The following is a 22,784-nucleotide window of genomic DNA, read 5'->3' as shown; positions in this document are numbered from 1 at the left end:
CATGTGGAATCGAGCCGTAGAATTCATTGCTCCAGGAGTGGCGGCAAAAAGAGAGCGGGCTAAGACAGCAATTGTCCGGCAGCGTGCAATCCAACAAGTATTCAATCAAGGATACGGGGACCATGGGGGAAGTCGTAAAAAGAAGTCGATGGTCTCTTGGAATCCTGCAGCTGGAGATGCTGATGATGATATTCATGAGAATCTTGAACAACTGCGCCCGAGGGCTCGGGACTTGTACATGGGTGGTGCTCTGGCGAATGGATCAATCAAAACGTTACGAACCAATGTAATCGGCACGGGGTTACGGCTGAAGCCTAACTTTGATGCCGATTTTTTAGGACTGTCAGATGAAAAAGCTGGTGAGTTACGCAAACAAATTGAGCGTGAGTTCTCATTGTGGGCTGATTCAAAAGATTGTGATGCTGCTGGTCTACACAATTTCTATGAGCTACAGCAGCTTGCTTTTCTGAGTTGGATGATGAGCGGGGATACTTTTGTTCTACTTCCACTGTTACCACGTCATCACACCGTCTACGACCTCCGTGTGAGACTTTTGGAGGCAGATAGGTGTTGCAACCCTACCACTCAGGAAAGAGGGATTTATGGAAAGATCAGCAGTGGTGTAGAGGTTGACGATGATGGGATGGTGGTCGCTTACTGGTTCGCCAACAAACATCCTGGATCACCGCTAGGACTTCCAACGAAGTGGCACAGGGTACAAGTTGTGGGAGATTTGAGCGGTCGCCGTAACGTCCTTCATCTGATGGAGGCTGAACGACCAGAACAACGGCGCGGTGTACCCATTCTTGCTCCAGTCATCGAAGCACTGAAACAGTTGGAGCGTTACACAGAAGCTGAGTTGATGGCAGCTGTAATCAGCGGCATGTTCACAGTCTTTATCGAAAGTCCTGATTTGGATCAAGATCAGTTTGGGCTTGGATCTCCACTCGATAATCCAACTGGTGAGCCATTGCCTGGAGGAAACGATGACTTGAAGCTTGGAAATGGAGCTGTGCAATTTTTGAACCCCGGAGAGAAAGCGACAATAGCAAATCCCGGGAGACCAAATTCAGGATTTGATCCGTTTGTCACATCGATTCTAAGGCAGGTTGGTGCTTCACTGGAAATCCCGTATGAGTTGCTATTAAAACACTTTACTGCCTCCTATTCTGCCTCACGGGCCGCTCTTCTTGAAGCATGGAAGATGTTCCGCATGCGCCGCGCGTGGATGTCAGCAGACTTCTGCCAGCCGGTTTATGAGGAATGGTTCGTAGAAGGGGTATTAAAGGGGCGAATCGATGCCCCTGGAATCTTTGATGATCCGTTGCTATTTAAAGCTTACACAAAAGCGGAATGGCATGGTCCGTCACAAGGACAACTAGACCCAGTGAAGGAAGCGAACGCTGCGGTTATCCGCGTCGAGAATGGATTTAGTACTCGTCAACGGGAGGCCGCTGAATTAACTGGATCGGAGTACGAAAGCAATGTAAGACAGCTGTCCTACGAAAAACGGATCCGTGAACAGCATGGATTAACAACGGATAAAAGCGTAAAGAAAGGGGGTGAAGAAGATGCCGAAGAAGATCAAACTTAATGGCCCTGTAATTGGAGATGGAAGCACTTGGTTGTATGACTGGTTCAATATGCCTTACATCAGTGCATCAAAGGTATCGAAAGGGTTGGATGAAGCACGGGGAGATGATGTCGAGCTTTATATCAATTCGGTTGGAGGTGCCGTGTTCGCAGGGTCCGAGGTTTACACCATCCTGAAGGAATACCCAGGGAAAGTCACTGCTAAAATCACAGGCGTAGCAGCGAGCGCTGCCTCATTTCTGGCGATGGCTGCGGACGAAATAAAGATGTCTCCAACTTCACAAATGATGATTCATAATGCCGCAACGTGGACGGCTGGGGACAAGAATACTCATTCTAGCAACACGAACATGCTGCACGGAACAGATGTTGCAATTACCAATGCATATCGTCTGAAGACTGGAAGAAGTATGGATGAATTGTTGGACCTCATGAACAAAACAACATGGATGAACGCGCAGCAGGCGGTTGAGTTTGGATTTGCTGATGGAATCCTGTTCGATGAGGGTAATTCACTCCTTGCTGTATCTAACAGCATGTCGGGCGGAGAAATACCGCCAGATGTCGAGGCCAAACTCCGAGACATTGTGATTGCAACCATAATCAAAGGCGGGGGCGATGCTCAGATCTTCAGTAACGAAAGCAAAAACCTGTTCGAGGGATTAGATATGTCTGCTATTTTTCCGCATGTGGAAGGATTAACACAAGTAACGAACAACATGGAAGACCATGCGAATCAGCAACAAAAACACGAACCACAAATGAAGGAGGAACCGAAGACGATGGATATGAACGAATTAAAAGCAAAATACCCAGAGCTCTACAATGAGATCATCAATCGTGGCGTTACACAGGAACGAAACCGCATTACTGAATTGAACGCTTTATCTGGGGCACCTGGTGCAGCGGAGATCGTCGCTAAGGCAATAGAAGAGGGTAAAACAGCTGGAGAAGCAGCAATGGATATTGTGAAAGCTTCACAAGAACGATTGACAGTTGAAGCGAAAAATCGTGCAGCTGATTCGAAAGCAAGTGGAGTTGAAAATGTTCCAGCAGATGAAGCACCGCTCAATCAAAATCCAGAAGCAGAAGCCCAGGCTGAAGCTGACGCACTTGCTGCTGAAATCAAAGCCATGATGGGAGTGAAGTAGGATGCCAACATATGAAATCAATGGAGGCGACAACCTGATTGCAGGTATGGTTGCTCCAGTTACCACAGCTTCTGTAATTGTGAAATCAGGACCAACCGTACATCTATCTCGCGGAACTGTGCTCGGTGTTGTTGAAAAAGTTACTACAGGCCAGTTCGCAGGAACATACATTGTTGCCCCTGTAGACTCCACTAAGACGGACGGTTCGCAAACTCCATTTGGAATCCTTGCAGATGAGGAAGTTGACGCGACTACAGCAGATCAGCGGGCGACGGCATATGTCTCTGGTGAATTTAACCGTGATGCATTGAAGTTCGGCGGCACGGATACTATTGCTAAACATGAAGTTGCATTGCGAAACATCGGAATCATCACCAAACGAGTTGTGAAATAAGGAGGACACAATATATGGCTATTAAAGACCTTTATGCTTTACCTACACTTATTAGGGTAGTCGGACAACTGCCTCCACCAAGCACATATATTCTGGACACATTCTTTCAGGATGGCGAACCTTTTGACACGGAATATGTAGAAATTCAGACGATCAAGGGCAATAAACCAATTGCTCCGTACGTATCAGAGTTGCAACCGGGAAAAGTCGTCCTGCGAACCGGATTCACAGCAAAACAGTACAAGCCCGCACTAATCAAGCCAGCCAGACCAATTACGTCAATCGATTTGAAAACGCGAACTGCAGGGGAAAGTCTTTTTAATCCCGATCAGCCAGAAGTTCGCGCTCGTAAACTACTTGCCAAAGATATCATTGATTTGCAGGATACAATTACTCGTCGTAGAGTGCAGCAAGCATCTGAACTTATGTTTACTGGGAAAGTCACGCAAATCGGTGAAGGTGTAAATCAAGTGATTGATTATGACTTTACTAACTATGTTGTTCTCTCAGGCACAGACCTTTGGAATAATGATGCTTCAGATCCAATCAAATTCTTGGCACAACAGCGAAAGAAAATCATGGATGCAAATGCGCCAACACCGAACATTGTCCTAGCAGATTACGATGCAGCTGTCGCTTTGATGCGTCACCCGAAAATTTTGGAACTTGCAAATAATCGTGGGGTGGATGTAGGGACAATCGACACTACACTTCTGCCTGATGGTGTGACATACCATGGTCGCCTCCGTGATGTTGGTTTGGATGTTTATAGCTACACTGGTACCTATACTGACGATAATGGTGCAGAGCAACCATTCATCCCAGCCGGTACGATTTCGATTATGTCCACACGTGATAAATTTACTTTCCACTATGGGGCTAACGTCGTTATGGACCCCAAATCAGAGCAGTTCGTTCAAGTAAAAGGTATGATTACTCCCCAATCTTGGGTGACTGTGGAACCTGCGCAACGTTGGCTTCAAATGCTCTCTCGTCCTTTACCTGTTCCTGCTAATGTTGCAGGCTGGGTAGTAGCAAAAGTTCTGTAAAGGAGGAATTTTGAATGGCTCATATTGCAAAAGTAAAAGTACAGCACAACGGGAAACTGTTTGAAATCGGAGACGAGATTCCAGGTCTTAAAGAAGAGGAAGTGCAGCGGTTACTAGACTTAGATGCTATCGAAGTAGAAAAAAAGTCTTCCAAAGCTAACCAGAAGCAGGATGATACCTCTACCAAGTAGGTGACTGATATGAATTTTAAGGATCAGATTGCTACTGACCTGACTGTCTTCATTAATCCAAACGAATTTGGCGATTTTCATAACGTTGACGGTAGGCGACTTTTGATCGTGATCAGTAAAGACGCCACAACAGGTAGACAGCGTAAAAATTCTTCAGACCACTACAGCATGTCTGAAGGCATTCACACAGGTACGATAAAAGTGTATGCCAATGCTTCTGATTTCCCTGACATTCCAGCAGCAGATTCTTTCATGGAGATCGATGGAGAATTGTATCGAGTGGTCGATTGCGATAATCAAATGGGTGTCTTGGTGATTGACCTGGAGGGCAATCAGACATGATTGAGTTCACAGCTGAACAGATTGAAAAAGCGGAGCGTCTTTTGCAGCACATCCCTGGTGGAGCTCAAAAGGCGCTTTCTCGCGCTATGAACAGGGCAGTTGATTCCGCCAAAACGGAAGCGTCACGAAAGGCAAGGGAAACTTACCATATCAGGCATAAAGACGTGCTCGATACAATCAAAGTGTCAAAGGCGAGTCCGTCAAATCTGAATGCTGTTATAGTTTCCCGAGGGTATGTTTTCGCTCTTACCAAGTTTCAGGTTAATCCGAAAAAGCCCCAGCCAAAGCGGAAGAAAGAAATTGTTGTTCGCGTCAAACGCGGCGAGGGTGGCCCTATCAAAAAAGCCTTTGTAACACAGTTGAAGAGTGGCCATCTCGGTGTGTTCAAGCGGGCAGGCAAGGCTCGATTCCCCATTGAGCAGTTGTATGGTCCCTCTGTTCCGCAAATGCTTGGCAACGTAAAAGTTACCGACGCTGTGGAACAGAGAGCAGCTGCTGTCATGGATGAGCGCCTGGAGCATGAAATAAACCGTCTCTTGGAGGGCCAGACATGAATGTAATTGCATTGACACCCAATGACATGATTGACATCTTGGCAACGCGAATTAAAGAGATAGTCAAGGACGTACGCTTAGAAACAAAGGTAGATGGTCTGAGAAAGGCACCGGACGTTTATACCGGATATCTTGGCAAGCGATACACAGCAAATCCGAATGCTGGTCCCGAAGTTCCTTGGGTCATCGTGCGCTACTTGGATGCAGATGATGAGGATGCTGGATGCTTAGCTAATGTCCGAATTATTGTCTGCACTTATAGCAATGACGATGAAAACGGATGGCGCGACCCCATGAATGTTTTAACGACGATCAAACGACAACTACTGGCCCATCCACAAATCGGAGGGCCTTTTGAAGTTCGAAGGCCATTTCAAGATGAGCTGCCAGAGGAACAACCTTTTCCTGAATGGATAGCGGGTATGACTCTGAAAGTAACTATGCCACAAGTACACGAAGAATGGAGTGAATGAGATGGCAAAAAATCAGAAGCAAGAGGGAGAACAAAAAAATCCAGTAGATTTGACTAACACCCTCATCTATTGCGGCCCAAACCTACCAAAAATGGGGTTAATGCATGCCACCAGTTACATTGGTGGGTTACCAAAACAGTTTGAGCCACACATTGAAAAGTGCCCTGCAATTCAATTGCTTTCTGTCCCTACGGAAAGCTTAGCAAATACTCTGTCGGCTATTCGAATCCAAGGGACAGCTCAACACACATGGAACGAAGAAATCAAGTCTTACGCGAAAGGAGGCGGTGAATAATGGCTTATAAACATGGGGTCACCATATCCGAAAATCCCACTTCTATTATCTCTCCGGTTCGTGTGTCAGCGGGGCTCCCCGTGGTTTTTGGTACAGCACCAGTCAACTTGGCTGAGTCACAAGAGTTTGTGAACAAGCCGTTCCTTGCTTACACGTATCAAGAAGCAGTAAAGGGACTCGGTTACTCCTCTGACTGGAAAAATTACTCCTTATGCGAGTTCATGAAAAGTCACTTTCAGCTGTTTAATGTGGCTCCAGTAGTCTTTGTAAATGTTTTAGACCCTACGAAGCACAAAAAAGAGGTATCAGACAGCACGGTTACGTTGATCAAAGGCGCAGCTAAGATTGAACAGGATGGGATTATGCTTGGAAGTCTTATTGTCAAGTTAACAGCTGCAGGAGAGCCCTTGAAAAAGAATGTGGACTACACAGCAGCATTTGACAGCGCGGGAAAGGTTGTTTTAACTGCTATCCCAGGCGGTGCCATTCCAGAAGGACATCCAAGCCTTGCTGTATCCTTTACGCATCTTGATCCATCAGCAGTGGCCAAGACAGACCTCATCGGGGGCGTTGATGTGGCCACCGGAAAATACACTGGACTTGAGTTGATCAACCAGGTGTTCCCGATGTTCCGCCTTGTCCCTGGTCAAATCCTTGCTCCTGGTTGGAGCCACGACCCAGTGGTTGCTGCGATTATGAAAGCGAAATCCGGGAATATCAACGGTTTGTTTAAAGCTATTTCCGTGACAGACGTTGACTCTTCTGCAACGGGAGCGGATCGCTACACGGAGGTACCTGCATGGAAAAATGACAACAACTACACCGATCCGTTACAAATCGTTTGCTGGCCAAAGGTAAAACTGGGTGATGAGATTTATCACTTGTCTACACAGACTGCCGGACTGATTTGCAAGGTAGATGCAAAGAATGATGACCTTCCATACGAGTCACCATCCAATAAATCCTTGCAAGCAATTGGCCTTGTAAATGATGCAGGAGAGGAAATAGAGATTGGACCAGAACAAGCGAATTTCCTCAACGGACAGGGTATCGTGACAGCTCTAAATTGGATTGGCGGGTGGATGCTATGGGGCAACCGCACTGCGGCTTACCCTGGTATCACGGATGTGAAAGATTCTTTCATCCCTGTCCGTAGAACATTCAACTGGGTAGCCAACACGATCATCTTGACGTACTGGCAGAAGGTCGATAATCCTGCGAATCGCCGTCTGATCGACACTGTGATTGATTCAATGAACATCTGGCTAAATGGATTAGCTGCACGAGGAGCGCTGCTTGGGGGGCGCATTGAGTTTCGAGAAGAAGACAATCCAACGACGGACTTGCTTGACGGTATCATTCGTTTCCGTGTTTTCTTAGCTTCCCCAACACCAGGCGAGGTTCTGGAGTTCCAATTGGAATACGACGTAAGCTACATGAGCACGCTGTTTGCGGCTTAAAACAGGAGGTGAACCACATTGGCAGGAGTAAATACGATTCCAGAAAGACTACGGAACTTTAAGGTGTATTTGGACGGTTCCAATGATTTGAAAGGGGTGGCTGACATTCAGCTTCCCTCTTTTGAGTTGATGACGGATACAGTCAAAGGGGCAGGTATCGCAGGAGAGTATGACTCTCCGACGTTAGGGCACTTTCAGAGCATGAAGCTTTCGCTCAGTTTCCGAACTGTTACGAGAGAGATGTTTGGACTACTACGTCAGAAATCGCAACGACTAGATTGCCGTGGTGCGCTTCAACTCTACGATGCGGGTGAAGGAGCATCTAAGACAGTCGCAGTGAAGGTTGTAGTCCAAGGACCAACAACTAAAGTTGATCCAGGAAAATTCGAGACCGGAAGTGCAATGGACGGTTCGGCAGAAGTTGAAGCACTGTATCTGAAGATCGATTACGACGGCAAGACAATCGTGGAAATAGACAAGCTAAACTTCATTTGCGTAATCGACGGCGTAGACCAACTCGCTGATACACGAAAAGCCTTGGGGCTATAAGGGGGATACATTTACATGATCATCACATTTAAAAAACCAACCAAAATTGATGGGAAAGAAATCAAATCCATCACATTAGATTTCGATTCGATGAATGGCCGAAAATTAATTGCGGCTGAAAAAGAAGCTCGATTAAGAGGCAATACCCTCCTAAACCCATTACATGCCTCATTGGAGGGACAAGCAATTGTCGCAGCTCAGGCTTCAGGATGGAAAGTGGATGACATCGAAGATTTGGATGGTCCCGACTTTATGGAAGTAACCGGGCAGGTGTCACTTTTTTTGAACGGTTTGACCTTACCGGAGATCACGCCATCCGAGACCTCCGAAAAACAATCCTAAAGCTTTCGAATGTTACCGCCACATCACTCGATTACCTAATGAATCTGGAACTGTGGGACTTGGAGGAATGGATATTAGCAGCATCCGAGGTATGGCCGAAAGGAGAGGAATAGCAAATGGCTCGGAAAATCCATGAGATGAGTTTCCTGCTTGGAGGGCGGATCGCTGGGTCTTTCAAAGGGGCATTTGCTTCTGCCTCTTCCCAGATCCGTTCGCTCGGTAATGATGCAAAAAACCTAAGAGGAGCTTTGCGTACGCTCGAAGAGCGGTATAAAAACGGAGAAATTTCAGCAGAGGCATACCGTAAAGCCCACCAGCAATTGACATCACAAATCGATAAGACCGCCCAAGCTCATCAGCGTCTATCTCGCGTTACACAAAGACAAAATGAACTTCAACAGCAAGCATCTCGTCTCCATAGTCAGGCATTCGATACTGCAGTAATGGCCACTCCATTAGCAGCATCAGCTCAAGCAGCTATGAAGTTTGAAGACGCCATGCTCGGAGTTGCACGTCAGGTGCAGGGGGCACGGGACGAAAACGGTAAGCTGACCCAAGTCTACTATGGCATGGGCAAACAGATTCAACAATTAGGCCGTGAAATCCCGATTGCGACAAATGAAATCGCCGACATGGTAACTGCTGGAGCTCGTATGGGTGTTGCAAAAGATGAATTGATCGGGTTTACCAAAACATCCTCAATGATGGCAACAGCCTTCGAGATGCCTGCAGGTGAATTGGCTGAACAAATGGGTAAAATCGCTGGACTCTACAAAATACCCATCCCAGCAATTGATGAGTTGGCTGACTCTATTAACTATCTGGATGATAACGCTATCTCAAAGGGTGGAGATATCATCGACTTTATGCAGAGGACTGGCGGGGTATCTTCCTCTGTAAAAGTAACTGGTAAAGAAATGGCGGCATTAGGTTCTACCCTATTAACTCTAGGCGAACGTACCGAAACTGCCGGAACTGCCGTGAATGCGATTTTTTCCAAACTGGCAGCAGCAGACAAAGGAACAAAGAAATTTAGACAAGCAATGGCTGAAATAGGGCTAAGTACATCTGAAGTGCAGAAGGGCATGCAAAAAGATGCCATAGGCACGTTAGCAAAAGTGATGGAAGCTGTTGGGAAAATGCCACAAGACAAGCAGCTAGGCATCATGGTAGAGCTCGTTGGCCTTGAACATTCTGACACGATGGCGAAACTAGCAAATAATACGAAAGAGTTAAATCGCCAACTTGAACTAGCAAATGGTGAAGCTGCAAAAGGTTCGATGGGTAGGGAATTTGCAGCCAGGCTTCAAACCTCTTCAGCACAAATGCAACTGATGAAAAATAGCGCAACCGAAACAGCTGTAGCCTTTGGTCAGATACTATTACCACCGTTAAACCAAGCGTTTACTGTGATATCTCAAGGAGCACAGGGTGCGGCTGCACTTGCAGAGAAGTACCCAACAGTAACAAAAGCGGTCGTGCTTGGGACTACAGCTGTAATAGGGGCTAGAGTCGCCTGGATTGGTTTGAAATTCGCGTGGACACAGGCAGCACTCATGGGTAATGGCCTACAGTCGCTATTTATTAGACAGGCTGCAGCGCAGACAACAGCCACAACCGCAACTGCTGTAGCTGCAGCTACTACAGGCAAACTAACCATTGCCCAACGTTTGCTAAACCTCACCATGATGATGAACCCAATTGGATTAGTTATAACAGCAATTGGGGGATTGGTTGCTGCAGGGATCTACCTCTATAACAACTGGGATACCGCGAAAGCAAAAGCTATCGAGCTATGGCAGACGATAGACAACAATCCGTTATTGTCTGTAGCTTTAGGGCCAATCAAGGGTCTGATTGAAGCCGGAATCTCGCTGTATAACAACTGGGACCATCTGAAACAAGGTGCTATGGATATGGGAATCAGCATCTCTAACCACTTCAAAAGTATGGCAAACGGGATTATTCAATCCGTCAACAAAATTTCGTCTGGAATAAACAGCCTGACGGGTACCTCTCTTCCACAGTTACAGGAGTTCCAGCTAGACTATTCTGTCCAAGCAAGAAAAATGGATGAACGTCGATCAGCTCGGAATATGGGCATGGAGATTCCAGCGTATGCAAATGGGGGCATTTTGACCCGTCCCCACATCGGAATGGTTGCCGAAGCAGGACCTGAAGCTGTCATCCCATTGAATGGATCGCGCCGTGCTGCTTCCCTCTGGCAACAAGCTGGTGATGCACTTGGCATGTCGCGAGGTGGAACAGTTATTCATCTGACGTATTCTCCAGTATTCAATGGAGGTTCCAAAGAAGAATTGGAACCGATGCTCCAGCAAGATAAGCGAAATCTGGAACAGCAATTGAGGGGCGTCTACCATCAGGAAAGGAGGGTGTCTTATGCAGGGTAAGACCTACATAACAATTCAAGGTGATATGTGGGACACGATTGCCTATCGTGCATTTGAGAACGAATACCTGATGACAGAGCTGATTGACGCGAATCCATCCCACCGTCACATCGTGGTATTCCCTGCTGGTGTCATCTTAGCCATCCCAGAGATTTCAGAACCAGTACCCGATAACCTTCCGCCATGGAAACGAGGAGATAGCTCATGAAGGCAAGGCGTGCCAAATTGCAGGTTTTCTATGACAACCACGACATAACGGCTGACTTGCAACCGTACCTGACGAGCTGGACTCACACCGATAACCTCAGCGGACAAGCTGATGACCTGCAGATCACTGTCGCAGATAAAGAGCGGAATTGGAGTGGGCCGTGGATGCCTGAAGAAGGAGCCGTTCTCAAAGCAAGAGTGATCCGCGAAAATTGGGAACAGGAGAGCAAAACCGACTACCTTCCCCTTGGTCAGTTTGAGATTGATGAAATTGAAATCAGTTTTCCACCATCTGCTGTATCAATAAAAGCGATATCCGTACCGGAGTCCTCTTCATTACGAGGGGAACCCAAGAACAGAGCCTGGGAAAAAACCAGGCTCTCTGTGATTGCTGGAGACAAAGCCGGAAAGGCTGGACTCAAGCTTTTCTTTGACGCTGAAGATGTGGAATATGATCGGATCGAGCAAACAGAAGAGACGGACCTTGTGTTCCTAATGCGCCTATGTAACGATGCGGGGCTGTGCCTAAAGATCACGGACAAGCAGCTGGTCATTTTCGACGAAGAAAAGTACGAGGCACGCCCTGCCATCGACACCATTAAGAGGGACGCCCCATCGATTAAGAGTTTTCGGACACGATTAACTACACAAGGCGCGTATCGGGCCTGCCGTGTAGAATATCAAAGCCCAAAGAAAAAGAAAAAATTATCGTACACATACACGCCGCCTAACGCGCCTAAAACAGGTCGGACTTTGTATGTAAATCAGCGTGTATCATCCATAGGCGAGGCGCAACGCCTTGCTCGAAAAAAACTACGTGAAGCCAATAAAGACACGTCCGTAGCATCTATGGTAATGATTGCTAATAGCGTTTATGTCGCTGGGCATACAGTGTATCTGCAAGAGTTTGGACGGAGAATCGATGGGAAGTACATCATCACTCAGATAACTCGCAGCCAGCAAAGCGGGTATGAGATGTCCATGGAGCTACGTAAATGTTTGGGGGGATACTGATGCAGACGATGATTCAATCTATTCTCAATAATTTAATCCGGGTTGGTATTGTCTCATCCGTTGACTATCAAGAAGGGACGGCCAAAGTAGCTTTTGATGAACGAGATAAAGTTGTCTCCTATGACCTTGATGTTCTTGTCAAAAACTCCTTCACCAACAAGGACTACTGGCTTCCCGATCCAGAAGAACAAGTCTTGTGTTTGTTCCTACCAAACGGAAACGCACAAGGCTTTATCCTTGGCTCTTTGTACAACGAAGAGGATAAGCTGCCAATCAAAAACAAAAACAAGCGGCATATCCGTTTTGGGGACGGCACCTTCATCGACTACGATAGGGAAACACACACACTCACCATTGACTTTTTACATCCAGAAGGTGGCCATATCGTGATTAACAATGCAACAGTGACGTATAACCAAACGACACAACGAGGTGAACCAGAATGGCGCTCATCGGAAGTTTTGGAGACATAGTCTTTGAAGTCTCACTCAACCGCGTGCGAACCTTTGACGACTTCACTCGTTCAGCTTCAAGCAGATGGGCGAAGCATGACCGACAGCAGCAAAAAGCGATTAGCGAATTCCTCGGCCCTGAACTGGATGAGATATCTTTCACCATGCGTTTTGATGTTTCACACGGGGTTAACCCGAAAGGTGAGATGGACAGGGTTTTGGAGATGTGCCGATCTGGTCAAGCTGAAACCTTAATTGTGGGGGATACGCCTCTCGGGATGGACCAGTGGATCGTCAAATCATGCAAGCAAGGCTGGCAACGTTTTGACGGCTTAGGTAGGCTGCTCGTGGGTGACCTGAATGTCACCCTGGAAGAGTACATGAGGAGGTGAGCCCACTGGAATACGAGGTAACGATGGACTTACAAAAGATTGATTTCGGCGCAACAGGCATTAAGGCTATCCTACAGAACATCAGTTTTATCTTGAGTACCGTAGAATTTTCTTGCCCGTTAGACCGTGCATTCGCCTGGAGACCAGATATAGATGCCCCTTTGCCAATTGTACAAGCTCGAACACGCGCAAAAATCATGGAAGCCATCCGCACATACGAGCCGAGGGCTGAAGTGACGCGGATCACCTTTCAGGGAAACGAACTGGAAGGACAACTAAAACCAATCGTGAAAGTGAGGATACGCGATGGCACGCCTTAATCTACCTGACATTCAATTTGCTCAAAAGTCGGCCGAACAGATCGAAGCGGAAGTCGTTGCGAGATTCGAAGAAAAGGCAGACGTAACGCTTACGAAAGCTGATCCGAGACGTAAACTGATCCAGTCATTTGTCTATTTGGTAGCCTTACAACGGTCAAACATAGATTACAGCGCAAAGCAAAACTTACTTGCTTATGCTCAAAATAATAAGCTGGATCATCTTGGGGCATTTGTGGATACACCAAGATTGGAACCTGCTTTTTCCAAAACAACTGAGCGTTTCCATTTATCTGTAACACAAACTCAAACCATCGCAGCCGGAACCCGTGTAAGCGCAGGAGACGGTATTTTTTTTGCTGTTGAAAAGGACGTACCTGTTCCAATAGGTAAGACCTATGTGGATGTTGAAGTGAAATGCACGCAAGCAGGGAGCGTTGGAAATGGTTATCTACCCGGGCAAATTAATCAACTGGTAGATCCGATTCAATGGATTCAATCAGTAGAAAACATCACCGAGAGTGATGGAGGTTCAGATGTAGAAGAAGATGATCCGTATGCAGAACGAATTCAGCAGGCTCCTGAAAAGTTCTCTGTTGCAGGTCCCGATGGTGCATACAAATACTGGGCAAGATCAGCCAGTCCCTTGATCGTGGATGTTTCAGTTCAGAGCCCTGCCCCAGTCGAAGTTGAGATACGACCTCTTTTAAAGGGCGGAGAAATACCGGGACAGGAGATACTCGACTTGGTAAACCAGGTGTGTAATGACAGGAGCATTCGGCCACTCACGGATTATGTTAAGGTGCTAGCTCCTGAAGCGATAACCTACGACATATCCCTAACTTATTGGATTCGTACATCAGATAGCAGTGTAGCTGCGTCAATCAGGCAAAAGGTGGAGCAAGCGATTCAAGATTATAAGGTTTGGCAGAAGTCTAAGCTTGGGCGTGATATCGACCCAACGGAATTAATCACTCGAATAAAAAACGCAGGGGCAAAGCGAGTGGCGGTCGTAACGCCAGTTTACAAAGCTGTCGCCACTCATCAAGTGGCAGTTGACCTTAACACGACAGTGAATTATGGAGGGTTGGAAGATGATTGATATTTTCAATGTTTCCCTATTGGACATCCTCCCTGAAAGCTTGAAGCGAGATCCTGATTCTGTATTCATAGCTGAGGCCCTTTCACCTGAGTTTCAGGAGATTTCCAAAGCTATAAAAGTAACCGAGATTATGTCCCGGATCGATGAACATCCCGAGGAAGTGATTGACCTTTTAGCTTGGCAATTCCACGTAGATTTTTACGACCCAGAATTGCCTTTGGAAACGCGCCGTGAATTGGTAAAGAACAGCTTAACGTGGCATAGAAGGAAAGGGACTCCTGCTGCTGTGGAAGAGTTGATATCCACGGTGTTTGGTGATGGACGAGTAGAAGAGTGGTTTGAATATGGCGGGCAACCTGGCTATTTCAAGGTGATCACGAATAACCGGGACGTAACGACGGAACAAGCGCTCATGTTTACGCGGGCGCTCAATTCGGTAAAGAACACTCGCTCATGGCTTGAAAAAATAGAAATCTCCCAGGTGGAGGATCTCAACCTGTATTTTGCAGGAATCATTCACACGGGCGATAAGATTACACTGTGGCAGGTGAATTAGATGGTGGCTTTTGGTGGCATCACCTTAACGAACAAAGGGCGAAATTTACAAGCGAAGGCTCAAACAGGTGTGGAATTAAAATTCACCCGTTTCGGCATTGGGGATGGGGAATTAGGCGGCCAAAGCATAATCGATCTTAATGCTTTGATTAGCCAAAAGCAGTCTCTTGGTATCGCAAAACTGAAGACCATGCCAGGCGGGAAAGCAGTAGCCGGAACAGTTATCAGTAACAAAGATTTAACCACAGGGTTTTATTTCCGCGAAATTGGATTGTTTGCTCAGGATCCAACTGAAGGGGAAATCTTGTATGGTTACGCAAATTGCGGCACTACTGCTGAGTACATTCCAGCTAATGGTGGAAGTGACCTCATCGAGAAAACATTCGATGTTGTCATGATTATTGGCAATGCTCCGTTAGTGCCGTTTTGGACAGTTCGCTGATTTGGGAAACTCCTGAAGGAGCTCAGGACAAAGTAAACGCCCACGCGAACAGAGAAGACAATCCGCACAAGGTAACGGCAGAACAAGTAGGGGCAGCACCTAAGAGTCATACTCACCCTAACGCCACTTCATCTGTGGCTGGATTTATGAGCGCCCCCGATTATACAAAATTGGCAGGAGTACAAGACAAAGCAATTAATAAAGCAACTACTGATACTCTGTATGCACCTCTGTCTCATGTGGGAGCAGGCGGGTCAGCACATGCCCTTGCTACGTTGTCAGCAGCGGGCTTTATGTCACCGGAGGATAAAGATGGGCAGCAGTCTCTTCGGAAATATCGCAGCAGCTTTGATACTTCTGCACAGGTGTACACAATTGTAGAGTACAAACGAAAAGACGGAACTTTATTTATGAAGTCTGTTCTATCTAGCAAAGTAGGAGACAACTACACGGTCGATACACGAACCTTTTATGGGACTAATGGAACGACTGTCAGACGAACAGAAGTGTGGGACATCACCTACGATGCCCAACGAAACCCTGTAAACGAGGTGCTTCGATGAATAATTTTGGTGATGTACTACGTGATCATGGCATAGGCTTGGGCAAGTACAAGATTGGCGGAAATATTGGGGTTTCGAATCTGAACGTGCCGCATGTTCTATTTACTTTTGGGGAAGAGGCATCATGGGTGAGAGCGGTAGACTCGTTGGGGAATCTTTATATTAATGACGGGTCTTCCAGCGGCAATAACCTTATTAAATACGACTCTCAACTCAATCAAATTTGGAAGGCGAGAATATACCCAACAGGGGCGCTAAATCACCCTGGTATTATGAAAGTGGTAATGGGCAAAGACGATACTCCATGGGTTCAGTTAGCGTTTCAAAAGACAGATTTCAACTATTATGTTGGGTTTTTCAAAATCAATAAATCAACTGGTACTATTGAAACTGGAATAGATTTTCAAATCGGTCAAACAGAGAGCGATTACTGGAATTTTGCCGTTGATCAGTCAGTGGCAGATGTCCTGTATATTGCAGAGTGTAAACGGTCGGCGTCAACAGCAGAAGTTAGGAAAACGATCTTACCGAGTAAAACTGTCGAATGGACATACCAACTAGGGTATTCTTTCTTTGTTCCTTCGCTGATTGCCCATGCAAACGGCTCATTGTATGTTGCTGCCCAAACAGGATACATTCACCGCATAAACACGTCAAATGCAACGGATTACTACAAAAGATTAGCTCCGCTTGGAAAGGGGTTGGCTGTCGATGCGGAAGGCAATGTGTATTCCAGTGGCTACGATTCGAGCGACCAAATCGTTTCGCTTAACCTAAGTGGTGGTTACCGCTGGACTTACTCATCTAGTGTGAAAACAACATCTATTGCTGTGTCTAGGGATGGGAAATTCTTATACTCGGCATCCGACGAAAATGGATATGTTGGAGACGACAGATTAGAAAAGCTTAATGCTGTAACTGGTACACTTTTGAAAGTAATCAGACCAGCAGGTAGGAAATTCGATCTTATGACTTCTCCCAACGGTGACGTATATATGACCCACAAAGACTCCACCGTTCCAACGCCTGTTTGTTTGCGTGAAACGTTTAAAATTCTGAGCTAACGGAGGGTGGTTACATGAAATACGTGGAGTTTATAAGTGAATCCAGTTTGCGTGCTAAAGTGGTGTTTATCCATTCAGTCCCTTTTGATCCGATCAACGGATTACAAAAAAGCGAGAAAGAATTGCTTGAAACGGGGACGCTCGTGGAAGAAATACCTGCTGCAAGTTCTCAGCCCGGCAAGGATGCGTTGTTGTACATCGATCCGACTACAAAGAAGTTGTGGTACGAATACGTCGATATACCAGTCAAGCCAACTACTGATGATGAACTAAAGAACCGTTGTTGAACAACAAAAAGCAGCACTAACAGATGCACACGATGCGATTGCTTATCAGGGCGAGGAAATTCTGCTACTTAAACAAGAAGTCGAAGCCCTAAAAGGAGGACAAGCCTAATGGTAAAGGATTACATGGTTAAGGTGTATGCCTTTCTGGTTGAAACAAAACGCCGTGAAATTAAGTCACTCCCAGAAGAGTACAAGGTTCCTGTTGCAGAGTATCTTGTTCAGCAAATCGAAAAGCCTACAGTTTAAACGCCCTTCTCCAAAAGCGAAGTGGCGTTTTTTCATGGGGAGCTGTATCTACTTCGAGACTTTACCAATACCTGAATCGTATTACTTTCAAGATAGATTCAGGGGGGATAATGCATGTATGAATTTGGTGCTGTACGATTGGAGTGGGACTGGATAGGTTTACTATCGTCCATCCTATTCGTTGGGCTACCTGTTGGTGTAATCACTTATTTGGCCATACGATCTGGATTCAAGAAAAAGATACATGAATTAGAAAAACGGATAGAAAAACTCGAACAACAAGACTCAACAAAATGAGGATATCGGGGAGCTGCTCACGCGGCTCCTTTTACTTTTGCCCCCAGGGGGTGAGGAGGATAAGCTCATGTCAAACAATGAGATGCAGGTACTATCTGATATCCGCGAGCGAATTGTCCGAGTAGAGACAAAACTGGACTCTATGACTGATGTTCGTGCTACTGCGGAAGAGGCGAAAGAGAAAGCGAATGAAGCACTTCAATACGGCAAGTCTGCACACCACCGTTTGAATGAGGTGGCTGACAACCAAAGATGGCTCTGGCGTACGGTTATTGGTGCGCTAATTCTTGGAGCAATATCATTGCTGTGGAAGGGGATGGCGGTATGAAGACGTTTCTTAATGACAGAGATGGCGTCAGTGAGAAGGACTATCTGCTTCTGATCGCAAGCACTGTCTTTTTTCTTTTCGTAGCGATTGGGCTTATTCTGTCGTTGCTAGGTAAGCCTGTAAGTTCGGGCTACCTTGCTCTATTGGATATGATGGCTCCAGTCCTAATGACGGTTGCAGGCGGCGTGTTCGGTGTACGAGCAGTGCAAGAATTACGCAAACCACGATCCAGTGAGCAGGACATGGAAGGAGAGGACTACGATGCACGTGTCTAAAGTGGACGAGATGCTCAAAGGATACCGTGTGACCAGCCCATATGGACCGCGTGCAGATCCGTTTACAACCAAGCAGGTATTCCACACCGGGATTGATCTGGTTAAAAAACATCGATCACCAATCCACGCCTTTGTTACTGGTGTCGTCACGCACGCAAAAGAAGGTGTAAAAGGATCAGGATATGGGGGCTTTGGAGTTGTAGTTGCTGTTAAAGACCGGAACGGCTGCACACGCGTATATGCCCATCTACATAGTGTAGCCGTCAAGGTTGGCGATCAGGTCAAGTGTGGCGACGTCGTAGGACTACAAGGCAGTACCGGGCGCAGCACTGGGTCACACTTGCACTATGAGGTTAGGCGTAAAGGATTCGGTATACATATCGATCCTGTAGCGTATTTGCGAGAATATTACCAATCTGTTGATAAACCTGTGGATAGAGGAGATGAAGACACAGTGAAAGCACTGGAACCGTGGAAGCTCCAACTCGCAGACAAGGCGTTGGACAGCCTTGCCAGCAAGAAGGATACAGAAGGCAAAGCCTTGATAAACAACGCAGAAGAGTGGAAAAAACGATTACGAACAGAGCCACAGGCAGTCTTGGAAGACATGTCTTGGCTCATTTTTGTGCTGACAGACCGCGCAACAAACACACCGGATTTTCTTGTCCAACAAGAGGAGGATGTAGATCATGAACGAAGAGTTTAAACGAAAGCTGTCGTCACGAAAACTGTGGATGGCAGTGGCTGCCTTTATCACGAGCGTGCTGGTACTGTTCGGAATGGACGGTGACACGATTACGAAGGTAACCGCCATGATTATGGCTCTCGGCTCTGTTGTCGCGTACATGGTGGCTGAAGGATTCGTGGATACAGAGCGTATCAAGAATGATGCAGGAGATTCGGTCGGTACGTCAGAAAAAAGCCAATAACATCAACAGCCCTCCTTTGGAGTATTAATCCGGGGAGGGCTGTTGATGTTTTGTACCATCTAAAGAATTGCTTATAATGCCTTCGTTTTTAGTGATTTTAATTCTTTTTTTATCCACTTTAAGATAAATTCTCGACAATCCTCCAAGTTAGTGAAACTTTGTTTAAGTAACTCAGAAGTTATTACCTCACCAGTAGGTTTGCGGATTTTAAAGATATATAGTTTGAAATCCGGGTGATCTTTTTTGTACGGCTTTTCAATTCGAGCATAATAAAATTGATGTCTGCCTTGCCAAATATCATAGTCGATTCGCTTGTCCCTTGTTAAGAGCTGGAAGTGCATTTTTTATCACCAATTTCAACTTTTTTGTATGAATTACAACTTATACAACAAAGATAATACTCCATTTCAGGATAAAAGTGGTGAAATATATATGACTATTTTCCTAGTAAGAATCAAAACTTTGCCTGAGTCGAGGAAGATATTTTATTATGCAAATTGAGCATAAACACCAATCGTTTCAAGAAGTTTAGGAAGTAGGAAACGCAGGCAAGATTGCCAGATGGTAGGGGGATATAAAAAAAAGTTATATCTATATATTGCCAGTATTGGTTTTATTTTATATAATTGCAAAAGCATGCATGTGATTGGTGTTCACCTAAATTTAACTTAATTATACTAGAGGTGAAATTGTGAGCTTTATTAAAAAGATAAATAGCATAGTACTAGGTTTATCCTTAGCCACTGTAGCGATTCTTTCGCCTACTGCTGCCGCTTATGCAGAAGAGCAAGTAGAAGTTTCTGAATTGACAAAGAAAAGTCAACAAGTCAAGTTAACAGAAGAAGTTGTAACTGAAGAAGAGGTAATGCAAGAAGAGGTAATGCAAGAAGAGGTAAAGCTAGAAGCACGAGCTAGTCGATTCATTCCATATATTATTACAGCCGCAGGTCTTCTCATCGTTGGTAATAGGAATTTTGAAAAGATGAGTGAAGCAAAGATAAAAGCGAAAGTAAAGCGTGAGTATAATCTGGAAGAGAATTGTTGGTATGGCGTATGCGAAGAAGAGGAAATAAGAAGCTATAGGCTGGGTTCATCTGACCATTTTATGTATCTTACGTTCGGAGACCCTGATAAATTTGGCTTGACTCACATACTAGGTAAACATACTTCACAATATTGGACAGGATTATTCGATTGGGGAGAAAGACATTCCTTTATCCCGGAGGAACGTGCTAATCCAGAAGAAATTGAGAAAATTATTAAGGATGTAAGTCACTACAGTAGAGGCAATATTAATGACATTATTGAATTTGGTTTGGACGGTAAGCATAGAGTAACTGGCTACAGTGATGATGTCATGTATACGTTGGTGGTTAAAGACGGTAATGTAACAACACTGTATCCAACAAAAATCAACCGAGCAACGTACGAGTAAAGATAGATTTGATAGCCCTCTTTTTAAGAAAAGAGGGCTATACCTTATGGAACTGGGTGTAAATGTTGCGAGTAACAAGGAAAATATATTACGATTATATATGTATCTTTGATTACGATCTAAACTTATGATTGGTATATAGAAAGGGAACGCCATATGTTTGCACAAGAAACATATATTTTAAAACCAAGACAGTTCATAAACCAAGAAGAAATGTGTAAAGAAAACAAAACCTTCATTGACTACTTTGATTTAGTTTTTGTCCCATTGGTCGATAGTGAAAAAATGAATAAATACTTCTGGTGTAAAAGAGATCGCCGGTATGTTGATACAGCAATCCACCTTACCTTCAATGAGGATACATTGTTGCATAAACATGTCTACGAGACCGATCTTTGGGGCGATCTTTTATCCCTCGTGAGTCGATTTATCAAATTTAATTTTGCTAATGTTCAATTCACTAGTACAGAGAGTTATTTCTCATTGGTAGATCTTCCGAATAATACAATTCAATATTCAGTTAAAGTGACTGACTCGATTTTTGATTTTGAGATAGAAACTATTCTGCCTAAAAAGGAATTTGTCGAATTCATCCTATTAGAAACCATAAAATTCAGTGAATTAATGATAAAGTCCGGTTTTAACAAAAAATATTATGAAGACAGGATAAAACGGGCTACTCAGTGGTTGTATTGTGTTGATTTTTTGAACTAGAAATGATTAGAGTCATTGAATCGAGGCTCCCTATTTCTATGAAAATGAAATCTGTGTATGAGCAGATGACCGGATGCCTGGAAGCAGCGTTTGACCGACGATCCGGCAGGCGTGCTACACGAATTGCCCTGACTCATGTTTACAATGCTAGACCGGGTGACAGAATGACCATGTAATAACCAAAGCCCTCCTTCCGGCAAAACGGGGGAGGGCTTTTTTGCGTTATGCGTTCTTATTAGAGATACCCAAGTGTTTTTTCAGAGCGTCCTGTAGAACGTGAGAGAAATTCACCTTGTTCTGTTGTGCAAGATCATCGAGCCATTTGGGAATGGTCAATGTCTTCTTAACGGCTCTATTCTCCATTTCATCGCGAAACGGCGGCATCCAAACCTCAATTAACGTAACGACTTCGGCTTGTTCCGCTTTTAGTGTGGTTGGTGCTGACGGTTGCGGGATGTCTTCGTTGTCTTGCTCCATGCCATAGAGGTGTAACGCCATTGCTTCCCGCGCCATACGGAAGGCCTCTTCTGGGTCATCGCCGCAAGTAATGCAGCCGGGTAGATCAGGAAACGATACTGAAATACCGTCAGTTGCGTAGTGGAATAGTGCTGGATAAATATAACGGTCTTTTTTCATTCTAAGATCACCGCCTTTCGCTGTAGAAAAAAATAATTTCCTACAAGGGTTAATTATACATAACTACATTTATATATAATTATCTCGGCCCAAGAAGTTGAGAAGTCCGGGAGGGGACTAAAGCTTAATCCCCGCCTGCTTCTCGATCTTCTTTACTGTTCCGAGCGGAATGTCTTTTCTAGGGTGTGGAACCGTCACTCGTCCGGGTTTAGTTTTGTGTTTGAACTGCCAGTGGCTTCCGGTTGTTTGTACCGAATACCAACCATCTTGTTCGAGTGCTCGTATTATTTCTCGTGATGAGTGACTTGCCATAACTTCCCTCCTTCTTGATTAAATCATAACACGTATTAAAATACGTGTAAATAATATTCTTGGAAAAATTTATGGTTGTATGTTTGTATTTTGTTCTCATATAACACAAGAACAAACGTTCTTTTTCTGAGGAGGGATAGGTGTGTTATCTGATATCGAGCGGAAGGTATTGCGAGTGATTGGCAACTATTCGGCAGGACGAAAAAGGACGCCAACTGTAGACGAACTATGTATCAAGACAGGCCGAACTCGCGGCGGCATCATGACGGTGTTGGAGGTTCTGGCGAAAGAGGAATACAATGAGTGGAAGAGGTCGGAGCCAGATACCATGACGGTCCTGGAAGGGTGGGAAAGGAAGGAGCTACATAATAGAACACGGCCAAAGAAATAAGCTCCTTTGGCCGTTCAGTAGT

General features: G+C 45.3%; 35 protein-coding genes. 33 read left to right on the top strand and 2 right to left on the bottom strand.

The features are described from left to right. Nucleotide 1: 1 nt before the first annotated feature. The 32 genes from ACKKE8_RS21470 to ACKKE8_RS21315 all read left to right on the top strand — a co-directional run bounded on the left by ACKKE8_RS21470 (nucleotide 2) and on the right by ACKKE8_RS21315 (nucleotide 21,599). Nucleotides 2-1,594, top strand: coding sequence for a phage portal protein (locus ACKKE8_RS21470; RefSeq protein WP_409174817.1), 1,593 nt, complete (start codon nucleotides 2-4; stop codon nucleotides 1,592-1,594). Beyond that, on the top strand, nucleotides 1,572-2,744 hold the full coding sequence (locus ACKKE8_RS21465; protein ID WP_409174816.1) for a head maturation protease, ClpP-related: 1,173 nt from the start codon (nucleotides 1,572-1,574) through the stop codon (nucleotides 2,742-2,744). Before ACKKE8_RS21470 ends, ACKKE8_RS21465 begins: the two co-directional genes overlap by 23 nt. 1 nt (nucleotide 2,745) lies before the next feature. Next, the gene (locus ACKKE8_RS21460) at nucleotides 2,746-3,138 is read left to right on the top strand and encodes a head decoration protein (RefSeq protein WP_409174815.1); all 393 of its coding nucleotides are present in this window, start codon (nucleotides 2,746-2,748) and stop codon (nucleotides 3,136-3,138) included. A gap of 14 nt (nucleotides 3,139-3,152) precedes the next feature. Continuing rightward, entirely contained in the window at nucleotides 3,153-4,187 is a 1,035-nt protein-coding gene (locus tag ACKKE8_RS21455) for a major capsid protein (protein ID WP_409174814.1), read from the top strand. 14 nt (nucleotides 4,188-4,201) lie between these two features. Continuing rightward, a complete protein-coding gene (locus ACKKE8_RS21450) occupies nucleotides 4,202-4,378 on the top strand; it encodes a hypothetical protein (protein ID WP_409174813.1) in 177 nt (58 codons plus the stop codon). A 9-nt stretch (nucleotides 4,379-4,387) separates the two neighbouring features. Further along, nucleotides 4,388-4,720, top strand: coding sequence for a hypothetical protein (locus tag ACKKE8_RS21445; RefSeq protein ID WP_409174812.1), 333 nt, complete (start codon nucleotides 4,388-4,390; stop codon nucleotides 4,718-4,720). Then, nucleotides 4,717-5,274: a phage tail protein gene (locus ACKKE8_RS21440; RefSeq protein ID WP_409174811.1), complete on the top strand. Its 558-nt coding sequence runs from the start codon at nucleotides 4,717-4,719 to the stop codon at nucleotides 5,272-5,274. The genes ACKKE8_RS21445 and ACKKE8_RS21440 overlap by 4 nt, the downstream gene beginning before the upstream one ends. Then, nucleotides 5,271-5,747 carry a hypothetical protein gene (locus ACKKE8_RS21435; RefSeq protein ID WP_409174810.1) on the top strand — a complete coding sequence of 159 codons (477 nt, stop codon included), beginning with the start codon at nucleotides 5,271-5,273 and terminating at the stop codon, nucleotides 5,745-5,747. The genes ACKKE8_RS21440 and ACKKE8_RS21435 overlap by 4 nt, the downstream gene beginning before the upstream one ends. A 1-nt stretch (nucleotide 5,748) precedes the next feature. Next, nucleotides 5,749-6,042, top strand: coding sequence for a hypothetical protein (locus ACKKE8_RS21430; protein WP_409174809.1), 294 nt, complete (start codon nucleotides 5,749-5,751; stop codon nucleotides 6,040-6,042). Then, nucleotides 6,042-7,502: a phage tail sheath family protein gene (locus ACKKE8_RS21425; protein WP_409174808.1), complete on the top strand. Its 1,461-nt coding sequence runs from the start codon at nucleotides 6,042-6,044 to the stop codon at nucleotides 7,500-7,502. The genes ACKKE8_RS21430 and ACKKE8_RS21425 overlap by 1 nt, the downstream gene beginning before the upstream one ends. 18 nt (nucleotides 7,503-7,520) lie before the next feature. Next, the gene (locus ACKKE8_RS21420) at nucleotides 7,521-8,051 is read left to right on the top strand and encodes a phage major tail tube protein (RefSeq protein WP_409174807.1); all 531 of its coding nucleotides are present in this window, start codon (nucleotides 7,521-7,523) and stop codon (nucleotides 8,049-8,051) included. Nucleotides 8,052-8,066: 15 nt separating this feature from the next. Then, entirely contained in the window at nucleotides 8,067-8,393 is a 327-nt protein-coding gene (locus tag ACKKE8_RS21415) for a phage tail assembly protein (RefSeq protein ID WP_409174806.1), read from the top strand. Between the two features lie 116 nt (nucleotides 8,394-8,509). Continuing rightward, on the top strand, nucleotides 8,510-10,804 hold the full coding sequence (locus ACKKE8_RS21410; protein ID WP_409174805.1) for a phage tail tape measure protein: 2,295 nt from the start codon (nucleotides 8,510-8,512) through the stop codon (nucleotides 10,802-10,804). Further along, nucleotides 10,794-11,012 (top strand): tail protein X, encoded by a 219-nt coding sequence (locus ACKKE8_RS21405; protein WP_409174804.1) that lies wholly within the window; start codon nucleotides 10,794-10,796, stop codon nucleotides 11,010-11,012. Before ACKKE8_RS21410 ends, ACKKE8_RS21405 begins: the two co-directional genes overlap by 11 nt. Next, entirely contained in the window at nucleotides 11,009-12,025 is a 1,017-nt protein-coding gene (locus tag ACKKE8_RS21400; protein WP_409174803.1) for a phage late control D family protein, read from the top strand. The genes ACKKE8_RS21405 and ACKKE8_RS21400 overlap by 4 nt, the downstream gene beginning before the upstream one ends. Beyond that, on the top strand, nucleotides 12,025-12,498 hold the full coding sequence (locus ACKKE8_RS21395) for a phage baseplate assembly protein V (protein WP_409174802.1): 474 nt from the start codon (nucleotides 12,025-12,027) through the stop codon (nucleotides 12,496-12,498). The genes ACKKE8_RS21400 and ACKKE8_RS21395 overlap by 1 nt, the downstream gene beginning before the upstream one ends. Beyond that, a complete protein-coding gene (locus tag ACKKE8_RS21390) occupies nucleotides 12,468-12,869 on the top strand; it encodes a phage tail protein (protein ID WP_409174801.1) in 402 nt (133 codons plus the stop codon). Before ACKKE8_RS21395 ends, ACKKE8_RS21390 begins: the two co-directional genes overlap by 31 nt. 23 nt (nucleotides 12,870-12,892) lie before the next feature. Next, a complete protein-coding gene (locus ACKKE8_RS21385) occupies nucleotides 12,893-13,189 on the top strand; it encodes a hypothetical protein (protein ID WP_409174800.1) in 297 nt (98 codons plus the stop codon). Continuing rightward, nucleotides 13,176-14,288, top strand: coding sequence for a baseplate J/gp47 family protein (locus ACKKE8_RS21380; RefSeq protein WP_409174799.1), 1,113 nt, complete (start codon nucleotides 13,176-13,178; stop codon nucleotides 14,286-14,288). The genes ACKKE8_RS21385 and ACKKE8_RS21380 overlap by 14 nt, the downstream gene beginning before the upstream one ends. Continuing rightward, the gene (locus ACKKE8_RS21375) at nucleotides 14,281-14,844 is read left to right on the top strand and encodes a phage tail protein I (RefSeq protein ID WP_409174798.1); all 564 of its coding nucleotides are present in this window, start codon (nucleotides 14,281-14,283) and stop codon (nucleotides 14,842-14,844) included. The genes ACKKE8_RS21380 and ACKKE8_RS21375 overlap by 8 nt, the downstream gene beginning before the upstream one ends. Then, nucleotides 14,845-15,285: a hypothetical protein gene (locus ACKKE8_RS21370; protein ID WP_409174797.1), complete on the top strand. Its 441-nt coding sequence runs from the start codon at nucleotides 14,845-14,847 to the stop codon at nucleotides 15,283-15,285. Continuing rightward, nucleotides 15,270-15,848: a hypothetical protein gene (locus ACKKE8_RS21365; RefSeq protein WP_409174796.1), complete on the top strand. Its 579-nt coding sequence runs from the start codon at nucleotides 15,270-15,272 to the stop codon at nucleotides 15,846-15,848. Before ACKKE8_RS21370 ends, ACKKE8_RS21365 begins: the two co-directional genes overlap by 16 nt. Beyond that, the gene (locus ACKKE8_RS21360) at nucleotides 15,845-16,912 is read left to right on the top strand and encodes a hypothetical protein (protein ID WP_409174795.1); all 1,068 of its coding nucleotides are present in this window, start codon (nucleotides 15,845-15,847) and stop codon (nucleotides 16,910-16,912) included. Before ACKKE8_RS21365 ends, ACKKE8_RS21360 begins: the two co-directional genes overlap by 4 nt. A 14-nt stretch (nucleotides 16,913-16,926) precedes the next feature. Next, nucleotides 16,927-17,199: a hypothetical protein gene (locus ACKKE8_RS21355; protein ID WP_409174794.1), complete on the top strand. Its 273-nt coding sequence runs from the start codon at nucleotides 16,927-16,929 to the stop codon at nucleotides 17,197-17,199. A gap of 108 nt (nucleotides 17,200-17,307) precedes the next feature. Continuing rightward, a complete protein-coding gene (locus tag ACKKE8_RS21350) occupies nucleotides 17,308-17,445 on the top strand; it encodes a CD1375 family protein (protein ID WP_409174793.1) in 138 nt (45 codons plus the stop codon). Nucleotides 17,446-17,809: 364 nt separating this feature from the next. Then, nucleotides 17,810-18,070, top strand: a complete 261-nt coding sequence (locus tag ACKKE8_RS21345; RefSeq protein WP_106836278.1) for a hemolysin XhlA family protein — start codon at nucleotides 17,810-17,812, stop codon at nucleotides 18,068-18,070. Then, nucleotides 18,067-18,345 (top strand): hypothetical protein, encoded by a 279-nt coding sequence (locus ACKKE8_RS21340; protein ID WP_106836277.1) that lies wholly within the window; start codon nucleotides 18,067-18,069, stop codon nucleotides 18,343-18,345. The genes ACKKE8_RS21345 and ACKKE8_RS21340 overlap by 4 nt, the downstream gene beginning before the upstream one ends. Continuing rightward, nucleotides 18,332-19,051 (top strand): M23 family metallopeptidase, encoded by a 720-nt coding sequence (locus tag ACKKE8_RS21335; RefSeq protein ID WP_409174792.1) that lies wholly within the window; start codon nucleotides 18,332-18,334, stop codon nucleotides 19,049-19,051. The genes ACKKE8_RS21340 and ACKKE8_RS21335 overlap by 14 nt, the downstream gene beginning before the upstream one ends. Next, entirely contained in the window at nucleotides 19,035-19,274 is a 240-nt protein-coding gene (locus ACKKE8_RS21330) for a hypothetical protein (protein ID WP_409174791.1), read from the top strand. The genes ACKKE8_RS21335 and ACKKE8_RS21330 overlap by 17 nt, the downstream gene beginning before the upstream one ends. Nucleotides 19,275-19,965: 691 nt before the next feature. Beyond that, nucleotides 19,966-20,709, top strand: a complete 744-nt coding sequence (locus tag ACKKE8_RS21325) for a hypothetical protein (protein WP_409174790.1) — start codon at nucleotides 19,966-19,968, stop codon at nucleotides 20,707-20,709. Nucleotides 20,710-20,865: 156 nt separating this feature from the next. After that, a complete protein-coding gene (locus ACKKE8_RS21320) occupies nucleotides 20,866-21,423 on the top strand; it encodes a hypothetical protein (RefSeq protein WP_409174789.1) in 558 nt (185 codons plus the stop codon). Nucleotides 21,424-21,461: 38 nt separating this feature from the next. After that, nucleotides 21,462-21,599: a hypothetical protein gene (locus ACKKE8_RS21315; protein ID WP_409174788.1), complete on the top strand. Its 138-nt coding sequence runs from the start codon at nucleotides 21,462-21,464 to the stop codon at nucleotides 21,597-21,599. Nucleotides 21,600-21,645: 46 nt separating this feature from the next. Here ACKKE8_RS21315 and ACKKE8_RS21310 read toward each other — a convergent pair whose 3' ends face one another. Both ACKKE8_RS21310 and ACKKE8_RS21305 read right to left on the bottom strand, forming a co-directional pair. Beyond that, entirely contained in the window at nucleotides 21,646-22,059 is a 414-nt protein-coding gene (locus ACKKE8_RS21310; protein ID WP_409174787.1) for a type II toxin-antitoxin system HicB family antitoxin, read from the bottom strand. A 117-nt stretch (nucleotides 22,060-22,176) separates the two neighbouring features. Next, nucleotides 22,177-22,371, bottom strand: coding sequence for a type II toxin-antitoxin system HicA family toxin (locus tag ACKKE8_RS21305; protein ID WP_142497591.1), 195 nt, complete (start codon nucleotides 22,369-22,371; stop codon nucleotides 22,177-22,179). Nucleotides 22,372-22,513: 142 nt separating this feature from the next. Here ACKKE8_RS21305 and ACKKE8_RS21300 point away from each other — a divergent pair, with 142 nt between their 5' ends. Further along, nucleotides 22,514-22,762, top strand: a complete 249-nt coding sequence (locus ACKKE8_RS21300) for a hypothetical protein (RefSeq protein WP_409174786.1) — start codon at nucleotides 22,514-22,516, stop codon at nucleotides 22,760-22,762. Nucleotides 22,763-22,784 lie beyond the last annotated feature (22 nt).

This window comes from Brevibacillus fortis (assembly GCF_046196545.1).
Classification (GTDB): Bacteria; Bacillota; Bacilli; order Brevibacillales; family Brevibacillaceae; genus Brevibacillus; species Brevibacillus fortis_A.
The sequence above is the reverse complement of the archived record's forward strand: the minus strand, read 5'-3'. Positions and strand labels throughout refer to the sequence as shown.

Bases quoted from the DNA above. Each gene is read 5' to 3' on its own strand.
- ACKKE8_RS21405 (WP_409174804.1), top strand. From the start codon at position 10,794: ATGCAGGGTAAGACCTACATAACAATTCAAGGTGATATGTGGGACACG.
- ACKKE8_RS21390 (WP_409174801.1), top strand. From the start codon at position 12,468: ATGGCGCTCATCGGAAGTTTTGGAGACATAGTCTTTGAAGTCTCACTC.
- ACKKE8_RS21330 (WP_409174791.1), top strand. From the start codon at position 19,035: ATGAACGAAGAGTTTAAACGAAAGCTGTCGTCACGAAAACTGTGGATG.
- ACKKE8_RS21360 (WP_409174795.1), top strand. From the start codon at position 15,845: ATGAATAATTTTGGTGATGTACTACGTGATCATGGCATAGGCTTGGGC.
- ACKKE8_RS21465 (WP_409174816.1), top strand. From the start codon at position 1,572: ATGCCGAAGAAGATCAAACTTAATGGCCCTGTAATTGGAGATGGAAGC.
- ACKKE8_RS21460 (WP_409174815.1), top strand. From the start codon at position 2,746: ATGCCAACATATGAAATCAATGGAGGCGACAACCTGATTGCAGGTATG.
- ACKKE8_RS21435 (WP_409174810.1), top strand. From the start codon at position 5,271: ATGAATGTAATTGCATTGACACCCAATGACATGATTGACATCTTGGCA.
- ACKKE8_RS21415 (WP_409174806.1), top strand. From the start codon at position 8,067: ATGATCATCACATTTAAAAAACCAACCAAAATTGATGGGAAAGAAATC.
- ACKKE8_RS21425 (WP_409174808.1), top strand. From the start codon at position 6,042: ATGGCTTATAAACATGGGGTCACCATATCCGAAAATCCCACTTCTATT.
- ACKKE8_RS21410 (WP_409174805.1), top strand. From the start codon at position 8,510: ATGGCTCGGAAAATCCATGAGATGAGTTTCCTGCTTGGAGGGCGGATC.
- ACKKE8_RS21340 (WP_106836277.1), top strand. From the start codon at position 18,067: ATGAAGACGTTTCTTAATGACAGAGATGGCGTCAGTGAGAAGGACTAT.
- ACKKE8_RS21380 (WP_409174799.1), top strand. From the start codon at position 13,176: ATGGCACGCCTTAATCTACCTGACATTCAATTTGCTCAAAAGTCGGCC.
- ACKKE8_RS21355 (WP_409174794.1), top strand. From the start codon at position 16,927: ATGAAATACGTGGAGTTTATAAGTGAATCCAGTTTGCGTGCTAAAGTG.
- ACKKE8_RS21445 (WP_409174812.1), top strand. From the start codon at position 4,388: ATGAATTTTAAGGATCAGATTGCTACTGACCTGACTGTCTTCATTAAT.
- ACKKE8_RS21375 (WP_409174798.1), top strand. From the start codon at position 14,281: ATGATTGATATTTTCAATGTTTCCCTATTGGACATCCTCCCTGAAAGC.
- ACKKE8_RS21455 (WP_409174814.1), top strand. From the start codon at position 3,153: ATGGCTATTAAAGACCTTTATGCTTTACCTACACTTATTAGGGTAGTC.
- ACKKE8_RS21440 (WP_409174811.1), top strand. From the start codon at position 4,717: ATGATTGAGTTCACAGCTGAACAGATTGAAAAAGCGGAGCGTCTTTTG.
- ACKKE8_RS21395 (WP_409174802.1), top strand. From the start codon at position 12,025: ATGCAGACGATGATTCAATCTATTCTCAATAATTTAATCCGGGTTGGT.
- ACKKE8_RS21335 (WP_409174792.1), top strand. From the start codon at position 18,332: ATGCACGTGTCTAAAGTGGACGAGATGCTCAAAGGATACCGTGTGACC.
- ACKKE8_RS21450 (WP_409174813.1), top strand. From the start codon at position 4,202: ATGGCTCATATTGCAAAAGTAAAAGTACAGCACAACGGGAAACTGTTT.
- ACKKE8_RS21315 (WP_409174788.1), top strand. From the start codon at position 21,462: ATGAAAATGAAATCTGTGTATGAGCAGATGACCGGATGCCTGGAAGCA.
- ACKKE8_RS21370 (WP_409174797.1), top strand. From the start codon at position 14,845: ATGGTGGCTTTTGGTGGCATCACCTTAACGAACAAAGGGCGAAATTTA.
- ACKKE8_RS21430 (WP_409174809.1), top strand. From the start codon at position 5,749: ATGGCAAAAAATCAGAAGCAAGAGGGAGAACAAAAAAATCCAGTAGAT.
- ACKKE8_RS21470 (WP_409174817.1), top strand. From the start codon at position 2: ATGTGGAATCGAGCCGTAGAATTCATTGCTCCAGGAGTGGCGGCAAAA.
- ACKKE8_RS21320 (WP_409174789.1), top strand. From the start codon at position 20,866: ATGTTTGCACAAGAAACATATATTTTAAAACCAAGACAGTTCATAAAC.
- ACKKE8_RS21310 (WP_409174787.1), bottom strand. From the start codon at position 22,059: ATGAAAAAAGACCGTTATATTTATCCAGCACTATTCCACTACGCAACT.
- ACKKE8_RS21400 (WP_409174803.1), top strand. From the start codon at position 11,009: ATGAAGGCAAGGCGTGCCAAATTGCAGGTTTTCTATGACAACCACGAC.
- ACKKE8_RS21305 (WP_142497591.1), bottom strand. From the start codon at position 22,371: ATGGCAAGTCACTCATCACGAGAAATAATACGAGCACTCGAACAAGAT.
- ACKKE8_RS21345 (WP_106836278.1), top strand. From the start codon at position 17,810: ATGTCAAACAATGAGATGCAGGTACTATCTGATATCCGCGAGCGAATT.
- ACKKE8_RS21350 (WP_409174793.1), top strand. From the start codon at position 17,308: ATGGTAAAGGATTACATGGTTAAGGTGTATGCCTTTCTGGTTGAAACA.
- ACKKE8_RS21385 (WP_409174800.1), top strand. From the start codon at position 12,893: ATGGACTTACAAAAGATTGATTTCGGCGCAACAGGCATTAAGGCTATC.